This window comes from Pontibacter silvestris, assembly GCF_020907275.1.
Lineage (GTDB): Bacteria > Bacteroidota > Bacteroidia > Cytophagales > Hymenobacteraceae > Pontibacter > Pontibacter silvestris.
The window spans coordinates 15,207-31,203 of record NZ_JAJJWI010000019.1; the positions used below are offsets into that span (position 1 = coordinate 15,207).

General features: G+C 39.1%; 21 protein-coding genes. 12 read left to right on the forward strand and 9 right to left on the reverse strand.

All coding sequences use genetic code 11. The annotated features are described in order from the left end of the window. Positions 1-521: 521 nt before the first annotated feature. Both msrB and LN995_RS16235 read right to left on the reverse strand, forming a co-directional pair. Positions 522-968 carry a peptide-methionine (R)-S-oxide reductase MsrB gene (gene msrB / locus LN995_RS16230; RefSeq protein ID WP_229962136.1) on the reverse strand — a complete coding sequence of 149 codons (447 nt, stop codon included), beginning with the start codon at positions 966-968 and terminating at the stop codon, positions 522-524. 330 nt (positions 969-1,298) lie between these two features. Next, positions 1,299-2,192 carry a 3-hydroxybutyryl-CoA dehydrogenase gene (locus LN995_RS16235; RefSeq protein WP_229962137.1) on the reverse strand — a complete coding sequence of 298 codons (894 nt, stop codon included), beginning with the start codon at positions 2,190-2,192 and terminating at the stop codon, positions 1,299-1,301. A 431-nt stretch (positions 2,193-2,623) separates the two neighbouring features. On the opposite strand from LN995_RS16235, the gene LN995_RS16240 reads away from it, so the two are divergent. From LN995_RS16240 to LN995_RS16255, 4 genes are all read left to right on the forward strand, one after another. Next, positions 2,624-2,776: a lmo0937 family membrane protein gene (locus tag LN995_RS16240; RefSeq protein ID WP_229962138.1), complete on the forward strand. Its 153-nt coding sequence runs from the start codon at positions 2,624-2,626 to the stop codon at positions 2,774-2,776. A 63-nt stretch (positions 2,777-2,839) separates the two neighbouring features. After that, positions 2,840-3,007 carry a lmo0937 family membrane protein gene (locus LN995_RS16245; RefSeq protein ID WP_229962139.1) on the forward strand — a complete coding sequence of 56 codons (168 nt, stop codon included), beginning with the start codon at positions 2,840-2,842 and terminating at the stop codon, positions 3,005-3,007. Then, a complete protein-coding gene (locus LN995_RS16250) occupies positions 2,982-3,086 on the forward strand; it encodes a lmo0937 family membrane protein (RefSeq protein WP_394801835.1) in 105 nt (34 codons plus the stop codon). Before LN995_RS16245 ends, LN995_RS16250 begins: the two co-directional genes overlap by 26 nt. Before the next feature lie 63 nt (positions 3,087-3,149). Beyond that, a complete protein-coding gene (locus LN995_RS16255) occupies positions 3,150-3,299 on the forward strand; it encodes a lmo0937 family membrane protein (protein WP_229962140.1) in 150 nt (49 codons plus the stop codon). Positions 3,300-3,375: 76 nt separating this feature from the next. Here the strand turns inward: LN995_RS16255 and LN995_RS16260 are convergent, their stop codons facing one another. Both LN995_RS16260 and LN995_RS16265 read right to left on the reverse strand, forming a co-directional pair. Continuing rightward, positions 3,376-4,095, reverse strand: coding sequence for a hypothetical protein (locus tag LN995_RS16260; protein ID WP_229962141.1), 720 nt, complete (start codon positions 4,093-4,095; stop codon positions 3,376-3,378). 271 nt (positions 4,096-4,366) lie between these two features. Beyond that, positions 4,367-5,992 carry an ABC-F family ATP-binding cassette domain-containing protein gene (locus tag LN995_RS16265; protein WP_229962142.1) on the reverse strand — a complete coding sequence of 542 codons (1,626 nt, stop codon included), beginning with the start codon at positions 5,990-5,992 and terminating at the stop codon, positions 4,367-4,369. A gap of 332 nt (positions 5,993-6,324) precedes the next feature. Between LN995_RS16265 and LN995_RS16270 the strand changes: the two genes are divergently transcribed. Together LN995_RS16270 and LN995_RS16275 are read left to right on the forward strand one after the other, a co-directional pair. Further along, a complete protein-coding gene (locus LN995_RS16270) occupies positions 6,325-6,798 on the forward strand; it encodes a DUF4199 domain-containing protein (RefSeq protein ID WP_229962143.1) in 474 nt (157 codons plus the stop codon). 47 nt (positions 6,799-6,845) lie between these two features. After that, positions 6,846-7,310, forward strand: coding sequence for a DUF4199 domain-containing protein (locus LN995_RS16275; RefSeq protein WP_229962144.1), 465 nt, complete (start codon positions 6,846-6,848; stop codon positions 7,308-7,310). Between the two features lie 75 nt (positions 7,311-7,385). Here the strand turns inward: LN995_RS16275 and LN995_RS16280 are convergent, their stop codons facing one another. Continuing rightward, positions 7,386-7,619: a hypothetical protein gene (locus LN995_RS16280; RefSeq protein ID WP_229962145.1), complete on the reverse strand. Its 234-nt coding sequence runs from the start codon at positions 7,617-7,619 to the stop codon at positions 7,386-7,388. A gap of 287 nt (positions 7,620-7,906) precedes the next feature. Here LN995_RS16280 and LN995_RS16285 point away from each other — a divergent pair, with 287 nt between their 5' ends. Then, positions 7,907-8,299: a hypothetical protein gene (locus tag LN995_RS16285; RefSeq protein WP_229962146.1), complete on the forward strand. Its 393-nt coding sequence runs from the start codon at positions 7,907-7,909 to the stop codon at positions 8,297-8,299. 37 nt (positions 8,300-8,336) lie between these two features. Here LN995_RS16285 and LN995_RS16290 read toward each other — a convergent pair whose 3' ends face one another. Beyond that, the gene (locus LN995_RS16290) at positions 8,337-8,738 is read right to left on the reverse strand and encodes a hypothetical protein (RefSeq protein WP_229962147.1); all 402 of its coding nucleotides are present in this window, start codon (positions 8,736-8,738) and stop codon (positions 8,337-8,339) included. Positions 8,739-8,999: 261 nt separating this feature from the next. Between LN995_RS16290 and LN995_RS16295 the strand changes: the two genes are divergently transcribed. Continuing rightward, a complete protein-coding gene (locus tag LN995_RS16295; RefSeq protein WP_229962148.1) occupies positions 9,000-9,836 on the forward strand; it encodes a murein L,D-transpeptidase catalytic domain family protein in 837 nt (278 codons plus the stop codon). Positions 9,837-9,933: 97 nt separating this feature from the next. Here the strand turns inward: LN995_RS16295 and LN995_RS16300 are convergent, their stop codons facing one another. After that, positions 9,934-10,125: a hypothetical protein gene (locus LN995_RS16300; RefSeq protein WP_229962149.1), complete on the reverse strand. Its 192-nt coding sequence runs from the start codon at positions 10,123-10,125 to the stop codon at positions 9,934-9,936. Positions 10,126-10,494: 369 nt separating this feature from the next. Here LN995_RS16300 and LN995_RS16305 point away from each other — a divergent pair, with 369 nt between their 5' ends. Both LN995_RS16305 and LN995_RS16310 read left to right on the forward strand, forming a co-directional pair. After that, positions 10,495-11,304 carry a M48 family metallopeptidase gene (locus LN995_RS16305; protein ID WP_229962150.1) on the forward strand — a complete coding sequence of 270 codons (810 nt, stop codon included), beginning with the start codon at positions 10,495-10,497 and terminating at the stop codon, positions 11,302-11,304. Between the two features lie 182 nt (positions 11,305-11,486). Beyond that, positions 11,487-12,398: a diacylglycerol/lipid kinase family protein gene (locus LN995_RS16310; RefSeq protein ID WP_229962151.1), complete on the forward strand. Its 912-nt coding sequence runs from the start codon at positions 11,487-11,489 to the stop codon at positions 12,396-12,398. 8 nt (positions 12,399-12,406) lie between these two features. Here LN995_RS16310 and LN995_RS16315 read toward each other — a convergent pair whose 3' ends face one another. After that, positions 12,407-13,630: a metallophosphoesterase gene (locus tag LN995_RS16315; RefSeq protein WP_229962152.1), complete on the reverse strand. Its 1,224-nt coding sequence runs from the start codon at positions 13,628-13,630 to the stop codon at positions 12,407-12,409. 26 nt (positions 13,631-13,656) lie between these two features. After that, a complete protein-coding gene (locus LN995_RS16320) occupies positions 13,657-14,292 on the reverse strand; it encodes an LON peptidase substrate-binding domain-containing protein (protein WP_229962153.1) in 636 nt (211 codons plus the stop codon). 287 nt (positions 14,293-14,579) lie between these two features. Here LN995_RS16320 and mtgA point away from each other — a divergent pair, with 287 nt between their 5' ends. Continuing rightward, entirely contained in the window at positions 14,580-15,314 is a 735-nt protein-coding gene (mtgA, locus tag LN995_RS16325) for a monofunctional biosynthetic peptidoglycan transglycosylase (protein WP_229962154.1), read from the forward strand. 70 nt (positions 15,315-15,384) lie between these two features. Continuing rightward, entirely contained in the window at positions 15,385-15,768 is a 384-nt protein-coding gene (locus tag LN995_RS16330) for a YybH family protein (RefSeq protein ID WP_229962155.1), read from the forward strand. The last annotated feature ends 229 nt before the right edge of the window (positions 15,769-15,997 follow it).

Genomic DNA, 15,997 nt, shown 5'->3' on the forward strand with positions numbered 1-15,997 from the left:
TACATAAACTAGCCCATGTTCTTGGCCTTGATGCAACACAGAAATATCCACTATTCTGCAAGTTCGCTGTATGCCGTCTTTTTTTACTATAAAATCCATTTCATTATATAATTAATTCTAATAATCGCTGTCTTGGCTGTTTTTAGCCGTCTACATGCAATATTAAGTACAATTTAATTAACAAAAGCTTTGCCATACTTTATGGTTTCGTTAAGTTTTTGTGATCTTGTAATTTAAATATTTCGAAACACACCTTTATAATTTAGAAATACAGAGAGGCAATTACTATAAGGTAAACTTTCCCCTTTGGTTAGTTAGTGAAATTATGGGCCTTAGTAAAAGCACAATTACAAAATCAATTGACACTGAAAGGGGGAATGCTTTTCAATATTTTGTCTATTGGAAGAGTTTACCAGGCGAAGTTTAAAGTAGAATCTAGCATGATAATTTGTTTTAGTCCGGTTAAAATTCTTATACTCTGTAGCTTTAAGGAGCATAGAGTATGAAAGAGCAAAGCATATTTACTCGTCAAGTCTTATTAAACATTCCGAATTGATACAATACCTTAAACCTCCTGGTTCAGGCCCATCAGGGAAAACATGCCCAAGATGACAATCACAAACATTGCACAAAACTTCAATTCTGCTCATCTTAAAGCTATCATCAAAAGCATATTTAACGGCGCCCTTAGTTACAGGTTGAGTAAAACTGGGCCACCCGGATATGGCATGATACTTTTCTGTAGAGTTGAATAAGTGGCTGCCGCAGCCAACACAGGCGTAAAGGCCTGGCTCATAAGAGCGACAATAGGCATTTCTATATGGTGGCTCTGTTTCTTTTTGTCTCGCTACCTTATACTGTTCTGGTGTAAGTTTTAGCTTCCATTCTTTATCTGTTTTTTCAAGTCTTCTATATGGTTCCGGATTACTATATTTAGCAAATTTAATGACATCTATCCAGCGCAACATGTATGTATCTGTTATAAAGTATTTTCCTGAAACATGAGCTTCTGAAGTAAGATTCCACCTGTTTAGGATAGCAGTGCCTTTACCTTAAGTAAGGAAAACTTGGCTACAGATGCTTTGTTCTTTAGGTAGTAAAATAGCTAGTATTTAAGTTCGATACGTGGAAATAACTCTTAACCAGCCTCAGAAACCCTCCCCATAAATGCGGATTCTGAAGCTAGTTTTAACTTGGTTCCTTTAAATACACCACCTTCTTTGAAGGGATTAAGAGGTCATTATAGAAAAGTAGCGAAGCTCTTAGCTTAAAATGAAAAACGCTAAAACTATTAACTGCTATTTTTTTCTGAATCTATTACTTACAACAAGCTCTTTAGTTCCATGTATCCAGGAATAAAAACCTTGCCCTGACTTTATACCTTTATGGCCTGCCTGTACCATATTCACCAGCAGTGGGCAAGGAGCATATTTCTGGTTTCCAAATCCTTCATATAGAACATTAAGAATAGACAGACAAACATCCAGGCCTATAAAGTCAGCCAATTGTAAAGGTCCCATAGGATGAGCCATACCCAACTTCATGATCGTGTCTATTTCTTCCACACCAGCTACTCCTTCATACAAGCTGTAAATAGCTTCGTTAATCATGGGCATCAGGATGCGGTTAGCCACAAAACCAGGATAATCATTACACTCGGTAGGAACTTTACCTAGTTGGAGTGCTATTCCCATCACCTCTTGCGTAACGGCATCAGAAGTTGAATACCCCCTTATTATCTCAACTAGCTTCATCACAGGTACTGGATTCATAAAATGCATGCCAATAACTCTATCAGGGCGATCAGTTACAGAAGCTATCTTTGTTATAGAAATAGAGGAGGTGTTGGAGGCAAGAATGGCATTTGGCTTTGTATAGCTGTTTAGGTCTTTAAAAATCTTCAGCTTCAGATCAACATTTTCGGTGGCTGCTTCTACTACTAAGTCAGCATCCTTAACGGCTTTTTGTGTGTTTGTAAAGGTCGTAATGTTTTCTAGTGTCTCTGACTTTTCTTCTTCTGTTAGGTTTCCCTTAGCAATAATTCTGTCCAGGTTTTTAGAAATGGTGGCAAGTGCTTTTTGAAGGGCCACCTCCGATATGTCTACAAGCGAAACATTAAAACCATTCTGAGCAAACACATGAGCAATTCCATTGCCCATAGTACCAGAACCAATAATTGAAATTTTCTTCATAGGTGTAGTTTAACTTATTAGCTGAGCTATACAAAGCTAAAATAAATTAAGATAAACCTGTTGTTGTTTTGTAGTGCCTTTAAATATTCTAACTAAAGATTTAGAGCGAGAAACTATGCTACTAGTTGTAGTACCGTAATGTTAAAAAAAGAAGTTAATAAATGTTTTGGGGATAGGTATTAGTTTTTTTACTTATAAGTTACTGATTAATAAATGGTAATGGTGGTGTAACGCCTTTGAGATATTATTTACTTAATAAGTATATTATTTTATTCATACAAAAAAGTGCTTAAATATAAATCCTTTAAAATATAGATGCGTAAAAGCCTAAAACAAAAAAATACAAATAATGCCTGTTAGTAAATTTCTGGATTAAAGAAGTAGAAGAGCAGGCAGATGTAGTATGTAAGAGAGTATTAAAATCTAAAACTATGGGAAATTTATTGTATTTAATAGCAGTGGTACTTGTAATATTCTGGCTGATTGGCTTCTTAGGATTTCCTGATGCCGTGGGTGGAATAATTCACGTTTTATTAGTACTAGCCGTAATAGCAGTTTTATTACGCTTGATTCGTAGTGCATAACCTCTACGGGTCGAAATCGTTTAATACTTATAAGTTAAATATTTGACACAAAAAAATAAAACTATGGGAAATTTATTGTATTTAATAGCAGTGGTACTTGTAATATTCTGGCTGATTGGTTTCTTAGGATTCCCTGACGCTGTAGGTGGGTTAATTCACATCTTGCTGGTAATTGCCGTAATAGTAGTGTTACTGCGACTTATTCGTGGTTGNCTTCTTAGGATTTCCTGATGCCGTGGGTGGAATAATTCACGTTTTATTAGTACTAGCCGTAATAGCAGTTTTATTACGCTTGATTCGTAGTGCATAACCTCTACGGGTCGAAATCGTTTAATACTTATAAGTTAAATATTTGACACAAAAAAATAAAACTATGGGAAATTTATTGTATTTAATAGCAGTGGTACTTGTAATATTCTGGCTGATTGGTTTCTTAGGATTCCCTGACGCTGTAGGTGGGTTAATTCACATCTTGCTGGTAATTGCCGTAATAGTAGTGTTACTGCGACTTATTCGTGGTTGACGTTAATATAAATATAATAAAAAATAAGGCTGTCTCGAAAGAGCAGCCTTATTTTTTTACAGGAATGCTTGATGGGTTATTGTCTGAAAGGAAAGTTGAAACCTGCCCGAATTACCGGGTTACTATACGGGTTTGCATATTCATCTTTCCTGACATTGTAAAGTAGCAGCAGGTCAAAAGAAGCTTTATCACTGATCCGCTGGCGATAGCCAAGTCCTATCATAGGTAACGCTATGGCTGTGCGCTCCTTATAAAGATAACTTGTAAAAGGAGAAAAATATTCACTACTGATATACTCTACCTCACCATGTGCTATGATGGCACCATCTCCAATATTAAACATTTCCACTTGGGTAAAAGCCCTTCCTCCAAAGTTTTGTAAGGTAACACCATAAGCTCGTCTGAAATGATAAACTAAGCCTCCTCCTACGCTGAATTTATCTGTTAATTTATAACCAATAATAGGCAACAGCGAAATATTGGTATAAGTACCAAACTGCAGACCAAAGCTACCACCAAAGTACAGGCGATCAATCAGAGGAACTTTCTCTTTCACCTCCTCATCCTGGACTTCTGTTGATTTTTGAACCTGTACGGAGTTTTGCTGTGGTTGCTGATCGATTGTTCTTGGCTGCTTCCTTGGCCTTACAGGTTCAGTTGTAGGAGTAGGTGGGCCTGTGGGTAATACAGGTTTCCGGCGTACTGTGTCAGGCTCAGTCTGGCCAAAAGAAACTTCAGTGCTTAGAATCAGGAGTATCAGACTCAGAATGAAAGAAAAGCGCAGGCGCTGAGGCATAGTGGTAGTTTATGATGCTTGTTTATAAGGCAAAAATATCAAAACGTTAGTTAAATAACTTTTTCAGAGCCTTAAAAGATTATTACCAATATCAATACTAATAATCTTTTAAGGCTCTGTTAATTAAATTTTGTCTCCTAACTTAGAAGATTGAAGTTAATAATTCAAACGCTAATTTAATGTTAACTATTGCTTTGGTGCTTGATAGTTTAAAAAATGCCGTGCCTCTTTTAAAGCACGGCATTATAATTTTTACCAACAATTACAAAGATTAAACCACCGCTGTGGCATTCATTTTTTTACGCAGGTCTTTGATGTAATCATCATTCAGGTATTCCTCATAGCTCATGCGTCTATCGATAACACCATTTGGAGTAAGTTCTATAATTCTGTTTGCAACAGTATCCACAAATTGTAAGTCATGAGACGAAAACAAAAGGCTGCCATCAAAATCTTTCAGAGCGTTGTTAAGGGCAATAATAGATTCAAGGTCTAAGTGGTTAGTTGGATCATCGAGAACTAAAACATTACCAGACTCTAGCATTATTTTAGAGAACATACAACGTACTTTTTCTCCACCAGATAGAACACTTGCCTGCTTTAAAGATTCCTCACCAGAGAATAACATTCTGCCCAGGAAACCACGGATAAAGCTTTCGTCTTTCTCCACAGAATATTGTCTTAACCAATCAACCAGGTTAAGGTTTGTATCGAAAAACTCTTCATTATCTTTAGGGAAAAAAGAAGTCGTAATGGTGGTACCCCAAGAGTAATCACCTGAGTCAGCTTTTGCTTCTCCAGTTATTACTTTAAAAAAAGTAGATGCTGCAATATCGTTACGACCTAGAACTGCAATCTTATCTCCTTTGTCAACCATAAAAGTAACATCGTTGAAAACAGGAGTGCCGTCAACAGACTTGCTAAGGTTATTTACGCTTAGCAACTGATTACCAGGCTCACGCTCAGGTTTAAAGGCTATGTACGGGTACTTACGGGAAGATGGCTTAATGTCATCTAGCGTAAGTTTTTCCAGTAATTTGGCACGTGAAGTTGCTTGTTTTGATTTAGATGCATTGGCACTGAAACGTCGAATAAACTCTTCCAGTTCTTTACGCTTGTCTTCTACTTTTTTGTTAGCGTCGGCACGTTGCTTTAGGGCTAGCTGGCTGGACTCGTACCAGAACGTATAGTTACCGGCAAACATTTGTACTTTGCTAAAGTCAACATCGGCAATGTGTGTACAAACGGCATCCAGGAAGTGGCGGTCGTGAGACACAACAATAACAGTGTTTTTAAAATTATCCAAGAAGTTTTCCAGCCACATAATAGACTCCGCATCCAGGTGGTTGGTAGGCTCATCGAGCAACAAGATATCAGGATTACCGAACAGGGCCTGGGCCAGCAGAACACGTACCTTTTCGCTACCACTCAGGTCTTTCATAAGAGAGTAGTGAAGGTCTTCGCTTATACCAAGGCCACTTAACAGTTCTGCTGCTTCATACTCTGCGTTCCATCCTTCCAGGTCAGCAAATTCCCCCTCTAGTTCAGCTGCACGTATACCGTCTTCTTCGTTGAAGTCTGGTTTAGCGTAGATAGCATCTTTTTCATGCATGATGTCCCATAGGCGTTTGTGGCCCATTATAACCGTCTGAAGCGCAGGAAATTCATCGTAAGCAAACTGGTTCTGTTTCAAAACAGCAAGACGAGCATTGGCAGGTATATCTACGGTACCTGTGTTAGGCTCTATCTCGCCGGATAATATTTTTAGAAAAGTAGACTTTCCGGCTCCGTTGGCACCAATAAGGCCATAACAGTTGCCGGGAGTAAACTTAATAGTTACATCTTCAAATAATGTGCGCTTGCCGTAAGACAGGCTGACATTGCTGGTACTAATCATAGATATTTATAAATGAGCTATTACGAACGATTACAATACAAAATTACAAAATAAAGTGGGGATTGGCTAAAAGTGTTAAAAGCCATTTATCAGAGGCGTTTAACACTCATGCATAAAGCCTTTTTAATGAGGTTATTGAGGTGCCATGTGTAAAATAAATTGCCTAAAGCACAACGCCACGCCATTTTCTGTAGTATATAATTTTAGTTATATACAGTAAATGCACTTAATATATTTTGCCGGACCATAATCCGACGTTTATTGAATAACCAATAGAGTGCTTAATCTGTTCATTTTAAAATAAATAATAAGAAAAATTTAAAAGAAAAAATATGGCACCTTCAAATGTATCTTACCAGAAAGTATCTTTAAAATATGGGATTTTTGTGGGTATTGCCCATGTACTGTTTTTCCTGTTAATGAGAGTGCTTGGGTTTAGCAATGCTATTGAGCTATCATTTATTAGTGGTATCTTTTTAGTGATTGGTATTTGTGTGGCTTTAGCTAACTTTAAAAAAGCCAAGGGAGGCATGATAAATTATTTCCAGGGGTTGGCAATAGGTGCTACAGTCGGGGTAGTATCCTCTACCATACTGGCTTTGTTCTTAGTTTTATACGTTACTACCATTGACACAGCTTATCTTGCTAATTTACAGGCCAGTGCTCTATTCCCTGAAAGTATTTCAGTACTTGCTTTATTTGCATTGACTATTGTTTATGGTTCCTGGCCAGGGTTCTGGCTTGCTTTTATAGCCATGCAATGGTTTAAGAAGCCACAACACACTATGTCTAATGATAAGGTATAGCCTTTGAGTACAAAAGGAATTTTTACCTACAAAAGAAACTACAAACTATGGAAAAAGTTGGCTTAAAATATGGCGTTTTTACCGCCCTGGGCCTTATAGTGTATTTTTTACTAATGATGTTACTGGGCTTTGAGAAGGTCTTGGAGCTTCGTTTCTTTAATGCTGTTATAATGGCTGTGGGTGTATGTCTTGCTATAAGAGGCTATAAGATAAGCGTCAACGGAGATATCCCGTATCTGAAAGGAATAGGCACAGGGTTTTTGACTGCTCTTGTTGGCTCCGCTCTTTTTGCCGTGTTTATGCTTGTTTATACAAAGACAGCAGGAGGAGAGCTTATAGAGGCAATTGCAGCAGACAATATGTTTGGCGACCGCATGGAGTCAACGCCAGGTGTTGTTATTTTTATGGTACTAATGGTGGAAGGAATCATATCAGGTTTTCTGATCTCTTTTATAGCCATGCAATGGTTTAAAAAACCTAACCATGAAATTCCAGGTGGCCCCAATTCATAAACCACTGTTAGTTCCAAACACGAAGGCCCGCCAGATAATTCTGGCGGGCCTTCGTGTTTGGAACTAACAGTGGTTTTAAGACACAATTTGATCTGGCCTCTGTATTATTTGTATAACTACTTCGTGTAAATCGCCCTCATTGTCTTTAATCTTGAATGTAACCAGTGGGTTATCAGCATCATAAACAGATTGAATATCTATTACCTGTTCTCCTTTACCTAATTTTTCTTCCAACTGTGGGGTAAGTTCCTTTAATGCTTTAGCAATTGTGACTTCCAAGGTACTAGGGTTGTAATCTAATGTCTTCATACTTATATGTTTTAATACGTAAGCATTTGTGCTGCTTTGCATCCGTGCTTTTAAATAATCTTTAATTCTCTCTTAGTTTATACCATTTGTAAAGAGAAGAGTAACATATAAATTTTATAATATTTATTACTAGTCACTTTAAAAAAGCAGTATAGTCTTAGTTGATAATCACTTTGCTGTAATTGTTTGATAATCAAAAAATAAAGTGCTAATAAATCTTGATAAAGGAGAACCTGCGTTGCATTAAATACGTTAAATGATGAAGAAATAATAATAAAGGAAAGCGTATGAAGAAAATATTACTTTTAGCTGTTGCTTGCCTTATCTCTGTCTGTGGTTTTTCACAAAGCAGGTATCGTTCAGATGAAAAGCTTGATAAGTTGGTTTTAGCTGTTAACTTAACAGGCCCTGACATGGTTACCCAGGAGTTACAGCTGGAATTGAAACTGGATGATGATCAGCATAAGCAGGTGCTGGAATTGAACCTCTTCCGCTATAATGAAATAATGACAGCGGAAGAGGTTTATCAGAATGATCCTGTTATTCTTTCAAGAGTTATACGAAATATTAATTTTGAAAACGACAAAGCTATAACGAAGCTGCTTTCAGAAGTTCAGATGCAGGCATTTCTGAAGCTAGACGAACAGCGAAATATGATATTAGTGAGTGAGAACGAGTAAGCGTTTCGCTCTGCCTATACAAAAAATAAAGCCCGGTTTATTCGGGCTTTATTTTTTGTATAGGGTCTTTATAAAAAATCTCGGATGCTTTACCAATGGCATTTATGCGAACGCCTACTCTGTTTGCTTCTGACATCTTGTTGCGTTCTGTGCATTGAGAGCCTGGTTCCAAGTAATAATAGTAATTGCGTTGGTTCCCTTCAAGTAGTTCTTCATTGTCTGGTTTCCCAAGTACATTGCGTATCACATATTCTTTCTTACCAATTAGGTCTTGTTTAATTTTCTCAAAGTCTTCTACTAGCTGCATTCGTTTGTTATCGCAGGCATAACGATCATTTTTCCATGTTTCGCTATCAAAGTTCTTAAAGCTTTCAGGAGTACTGCAGGAACTCAGTAACAGGCATATTAGTAACGGTATTAAAAAAAAATGCTTCATCATTATTGGTTTTGGGTCATAAAGTTGCAGCATCATGTTGTATAAGACAAGATAATCAGTAAAAATATAGTGGAATGAAATATTTTTAGCCTAAATTAGTTATACAAGAAACATATAATAACAGGCTTTTACTGTTGGTTTTATATGTGTAGTTGGATAATTATTATAGATCAGGATAGAGATAGTTTAAAACAGCCGGAACAATTACAGGTGATAAACCTGTTCCCTTTGTAACTACTCCACAAACTTAAGCTTGAAAAACCTATGTTAAGAGCAGTATTATCTACCCTTACTCTTGGGCTATTATCGTTTTCTTTTACGTTGCCAGCCGATGGTGTGCATGCGGATGTGCTTCCTTCTACTGCTGTAAAAGCACCTGTTATTACAACACCTGTTACCTCTACTATGCCCGATAGGCTTACGTTTGCGGAAAAGCAGGCTGCTTTCAATGATCATGTTTTAGACATTTATAATAGTGCAGATTTGCAGCGAAAAGGCCTGTCTTTTGATGTGTTTCAGAAAGCTCTTATAGGCTTTCACAACTTCAAGAAGAATAATTTAATTTCTCCTTCCAAGTCTGTAATTACGGTTGTGGATTTTACAAAATCCAGCAGCCAGAAACGCCTCTGGACTATCGACCTGCATTCTAAAAAAGTTCTGTTCAATACACTTGTGGCTCATGGCCGTAATACAGGAGGAGACAAAGCCGTGAAATTTTCTAATCAGCCAAACTCCTTTATGAGTAGCGTAGGCTTTTACCTTACCAACCAGACTTATTATGGTAAACATGGCCTTTCGTTAAGATTATCTGGCATGGATGATAAGTATAATTCTAATGCCTTGCCACGTGCCATAGTGATACATGGTGCAGACTATGTAAGTGAAGCTTTTGTAAAAAGAAATGGACGCCTTGGCAGGAGCTTAGGTTGCCCCGCTTTACCTCAGGAGGTTTCTAAAGATGTTATAAATGCCATAAAAGATAAAACAGTATTATACATTCATGGTGCTGAAAAGAACTACACTTCAAACTACCTTAACCCGGCAACAGCTGTAGATGCTTTTGCTCTAGAGACATTAAGCAGTACGGTATCAAAAATTTGAGGAAAATATATGTTATGGCCACTTAAGCCATGACACAAAAAGCCACTTTCAAGCATATCTGAAAGTGGCTTTTTTGCTTTATAGAGGAAGTAAATCTTTAGGTTTGATCTTTTATAGTCTTTACCAAGCCAATACCCGAAGAGAAAAAAATAAGTCCTACGCCAAATGGTACTAAAGCAGACCATTTGCCTAACACACCGCCGTCACCTCCCATCATAAAAGCATATGCTCCCCAAATAATGCCAATAATACCTAGTATGGTAAGTATAGCACCGAAGGTCTTCTTCATATTCATAGGTTTACTGTTGTAGCTAAAACTCCTAAACTGCTTGGTAGCAGTAAGCTACCTGTGTTACGAAAATTTAATGAACTTAGATTGCTTTACAGGCTTTTGCTGAGGTAAAAAAGGTTAGGTTTAAAGTATGCCTCTGTTCTGCAAACTGCTTATACATAGTGAAAAAAGGTACTGGTTAAATCATGAAAGAGATGGTTTTGTTTCGTAACTACAATCTCCTGTCACACGTTTTGTCTGCGGAAAGTACAGAAAGCTATAAAAGAGCAATAGTGAACCAGCTGTCGCAGCTGCCAAATATTATGGCAGCAATAAGAAAGAGGAGACAGTTGATTTTACCTGGCGTGGTAATATTATTTTTATACAATGAGAGCAATCATAAAGCTTTTAGCAGCGCTCTTGATAGCTGCTGTTTCTCTTGTAACCTACTGGTGTAACACCCAGGAAAATGAGTTTACAGGAGAAAAACAACATGTAGATATGACGGTAGAGCAGGAAATAGCATTAGGCTTGCAGGCAGCACCTGAAATGGCACAGCAATATGGTGGCCTGCATTCTGATCAGGCAGCTGCTGCCAGAGTAAAAGAGGTGGGGCAGCGCTTGGTGCGCCAAACCAAAGCTGGCAAAACACCTTATGATTTTGATTTTCATTTACTGGCAGATGAGCAAACGGTTAATGCTTTCGCCTTACCCGGTGGACAAGTCTTCATAACAGCCGGATTGCTGAACAGACTGGAGTCGGAGGCACAACTGGCCGGTGTGCTGGGGCACGAGATTGGCCATGTCGTCGCCCGTCACTCTGCTGAACAATTGGCAAAAGCAAAGCTAACGCAGGGACTAACCGGAGCCGCTGCCATTGCAACTTATGATCCTGATAATCCTGCCAGTCGCTCCGGAGCAGTAGTGGCGGCTATGGTCGGCAAACTTATGAATATGCGCTATGGCCGGCAGGATGAACTGGAGTCAGACAGGCTATCGGTGAGGCTTACAGGTGAAGCTGGATATGACCCTCGTGCTATGATTGAAGTTATGCGTATTCTGGAGCAGGCAAGTGGTGGAGCAAGTGGGCCAGAATTCACTCAAACTCACCCTAACCCAGGCAACCGTGTTACTGAAATAGAACGAGCCATTCAGCAGGAATATCCTGATGGACTGCCGGAAGGATTACAGCATTAGCAATAGAAAATTTGGAGCATATAAAAACATGATTTCTCAAGACGCTCATGCTTCACTAGCACAACAACTTTTGTCCCTCCGAGAATCAAATACGTAAAAACCGTACTCTTTATAGGTTTTGCGAAATACTTTATAAATTGATTTTCGTATCAGAGGCAAGAGTTAAAAGCACCTCAAACAAAATGGAAGAGCCCACCACCCATAGACATATACTTTTTGTTATAAACCCAATTGCAGGTGACATAGATAAGGAAGAATTAGAGGAAGACATTGAGGATATTTGCCTGGAGCATGGCATTGAATATGAAATTTATAAAACTACGGGCGATCGTGACAAAGAAATTATAAAGGAACGTATTCAACAAAGACAATATGATGCGGTTTATGCTATAGGCGGAGACGGTACCGTAAGTATTGTTGCTTCATTACTTATCGGGTCTGCTTTACCTTTAGGTATTATTCCTTTGGGTTCAGGTAATGGCTTGTCTAAAGATTTGGGTATACCCCAGGATACAGAAGAGGCCTTAAGAATGATCTACAGCCATACAATAAAAAGTATAGATACGCTGGAGATAAACGGTCACATTTCAATTCATCTAAGTGATTTGGGTTTCAATGCACTGGTAGTTAAAAACTTTTGTGAGGGGGGACGTCGTGGGCCGGGCGCTTATGCCTGGATAGCCATGCAGGAGTACCTTGGGTATGAACCTAAGTCTTATAAAATAGAGACCGACAATGATACTTTCGAGGGTAAAGCCTTTATGGTAACTATAGCCAATGCAAACGCTTTTGGTAGTAACGCCAATATCAATCCTAATGGTGTTATAAATGACGGCCAGTTTGAGATTTGCCTCATTGAGCCTTTTCCTAAAGCAGCAGGCATTGGTATTCTATATAAACTTTACACCGATAGTATTGATGATTCTGTTTACAGCCGAAGGTTAAGCTGTAAAAGAGCTACTATTTATAATCTTGACAATGAAGTAGTGCATGTGGACGGGGAACCTGTGCAAATGGAGCAGAGAATTGATGTACAAATGCATACCCAAAGCTTGAATGTTGTTTTACCTCTTTTTGATGATGAAGAGGAATAGCTGATGGTTTATATCATCTCCTCCTGAGCAACATTAGGTTTTAAAATGCTCTTAAGCTCCTTTCGAAAGATAATCTTTCCTGCCTTATCTTCCTCAGACACTGCCTGTACTTCTATCCACACTTGACCGTTGTCGTAGTAGTTCAACACAACAAAGCCCAATTGCTCTACTGTAAACGTGGCTTTACCGCCTTTTTTTACGAAAGCAGTTTTACTGCCTGAGCCACTCACAATGTAGTGGTTCCTGCGGATTTCAAAATGCTGCAGATTATGGTCGTGGCCCGCAACATAAATAATGTTACTGTAGCGATGGAAGATCTGTAAAAACCGTTTACGCATCTTCTTGTATTTACCATGAGCCATATCTTCATACGCTCCAAACATTTTGCGATAGAATGGATAAGCGGAACCAAAAATCGGCAAGGGTATGTAAAAGCGCTTATGGGCAGCTGTTAGCGGGAAAATGTGCTGTTTTATTGTAAACTTGCCACCGTGCATGGCGTTGCTGTAAAGAGGGTGATGGGCCACAATGAGTATCCGCTGATGCTGGTTTTTGCGTAGCAGTGTGTTCAGGTCCAGGAAGAACTGCTCAATATCACTATAGGGGCAGTTATATTCTTTGCCTAAAGGCCGAATTCCCCGATGCACCCACCATTGTGTGTTTATCACGACCATCAACAGCCCTTCAGCTATTTGTATAGGCACTGGCCCCGGACAGCCATTGCGAGGCAGGTAACTGTTTTCATCCTGAAGCTTCTCTACAATAAATTTTTCCTGCCGGAGCATTTGCTGGTAGCCTCCTTTTCTGCCTTTAAACCAGTCGTGGTTGCCACTCAGAAAGATGCCTTTTCCCGAATAACTCTTTAGCATCTGGGTCAGTAGGTTCAGGCGTTCTTCCGCAGCAGCACGATACTTACTTCCTTCAGGAGGTAAACCGATAGGGTAGAGGTTGTCTCCCAGGAAAACAGCTGTACCATTAGCTCCGGCCTGTTGCTGCCACTGTTTGAAAAGGTGCAACACCGGATCTGTACCATCTGTCGCTACAGCACCAATGTCTCCTATTAAAGCAACTGAATGTACTAATTGTGCATTTTTAGGAGGTGTAATTCTTTGCCAGCCAACATCGGCGAGTTTATAATAGGGTTTGCGCCTGTATTTGCGTTCCTGCCAGTAATTGAAGATCAGAAAAACAGATATAAGCGTTGGTACTATGATCAGGAAATATGTCAGCATAAGGGTAGGTTAAACTCCGAACCAGCTTAATAGTTGGGTGGAGTCAGATTTTTAAAATGACCGTTCAGGCGGACACGCTCTTTCAGCCGTTCGGTTTCAAGTACAACTGGTACGATTTGCTCCAGATGTGCTAGTATAACCTCCTGGCGATCACTTTCGCTGTGTAACTGTAATAGGGCATATTCCTGCTCTGTGTTTAACCCCAGGTGATGAGCAATATCATAAGACTTGAAGTCATCAGGCATTTCCATGTACAGTTTGCCAATGCCTAATGCATCATAAAGCTTCTTAATGTTTTCTTTTATTTTCAGTTTGGTTATAATGTCTTCATCAAATGAGTTGTTGATCTCTTCTACTTCTCCGCCTGCATACAACCTGCCCGGTGCCATCTTATCAAATTGCAGAATTTTAAATATGCGTATTCCTTTGGTGCGAATATCCATTTCTCCGCCTCCGTACTTCTTTTCTACTTTAGTAATCTCTATTTCTGTGCCGTACAAGCCTACTCCGTTCTGGATATAAGTGGGTATGCCAAAAGTCTTTTCCTCTTCCACACATTCCATTACAAGCTGCTTATATTTTGGCTCAAAAATGTGCAGGTTTAGCTTCTCTCCGGGAAACACCACAATATCTAGCGGGAAAAGTGGGAGGTACTTAGGCATAGCTTTTTAAAAGTGAAATGTAAAAAGGCTTTATAACTTAAACATTAAGTTAAAACAAAATTATGAGCTTAAAAATAAGCTTTCAGAAAATCCTTTTCCTGAACTTACGGTAAGCTCACCGACTGGTTTACCTGGTGCATCTGTTTAAGTGGTTAAAAGGTTTTGTTGCCCTACAAAAATAGAGCATGTTTTACTTTACAAGTTTTTTTGGCAGGTCCAAAAAGTTAACACGAACTACGAATAAGAAAATGTTTTTACCTTTGCGGCCTTAAAACAGAATACATTTCATGAAAAAAAAGCAAATGGGGCTGCGGCAACTTAAGCTGGCATTTGTAAAGCTAGTGCTGTCGTTGTTGCTGCTGAGTATTGCTTGGGTGTTGCTTTACAGATGGGTGGCTCCGCCAGCTACACTACATATGGTGAAGCGCCGTGCAGAGGCTGGTAAAGCTGAAAGAGAAGAGCCTGAGATCTTGTATAAGTTTATTGCTTTGGAGGAGATGTCGGAGCAGTTGCCATTAGCTGTGGTTGCTTCTGAAGACCAGCTTTTTCCGGTGCACCAGGGCTTTGACTTTAATGCGATAAAGGGTGCCTTTAAGGGTAACCGTAAAGGAAATAACATAAGAGGAGGTAGCACCATTAGCCAGCAGGTTGCTAAAAATGTGTTCTTGTGGCACGGGCGCAGCTATCTTCGTAAAGCCATTGAAGCTTACTTTACAGTGCTGATAGAAGTGTTGTGGGGTAAAGAACGCATTATAGAGGTTTACCTGAATATTGCTGAAATGGGAGATGGAGTGTTTGGAGTAGAGGCTGCTTCTCAGAAGTTCTTTGGTAAGCCAGCCATGGACCTGAAACGAAGGGAGGCAGCCTTACTGGCCGCAGTATTGCCAAACCCGATTAAATTTTCGGCTAAAAATCCTTCTTCCTATGTGCGTACACGCAGATCCCGTATTTCCAGGGCAATGGGCAGATTAGGTGGTACTACTTATATAAAAGATATTCTTCCGGAAAATGATGAAAAATAAACCTCTATTCTTTGTTGCCAGTTTATTTGCGCTTTGGCTTTATACAGGCTGTACCACTAGTAGGAGTACTATGGCATCAGCGAACGATGCTGCAACTGAATTAAAGCAGGTACTGGATGAGCAGTCAGCCTGCTGGAGCAGGGGCGATTTAGAATGCTTCATGCAAGGGTACTGGAAGTCCGACTCTTTGCTTTTTGTAGGTAAAAGTGGTGTCACTTATGGTTGGGAACAAACTCTTGAAAACTATAAGCGCAACTACCCAGGTGCCTCTGCTATGGGTAAACTTACATTTAATTTAAAAGAGATACGGACTTTATCACCGGATACAAGGTTAGTGGTTGGGAAGTGGCATCTCAAACGGGACGTTTCAGCCGGAGATCTTACAGGTTATTTTTCTGTTATCTTCAGGCATTTTCCTGATGGATGGAAGATTATAGCCGATCACTCTAGCTAATACTAATAGCTTACTGCTAAAGCCAAAAAAAGAAAAGGCTCCCACAATCAAATTGAGGAGCCTTTTCTAATATTGAAATAAATTTCAACTTTTAGCCATTTGTATTAACGGAGTGTAAGATCAATAGTTACATCTTTATCGAAAAACTTTTTAAACTTCATAATAATTCACTCATTTAGCTGTTATAAAAGGGCTGTAAAGGATACTGCCTTTTTAACTGAAACTATTT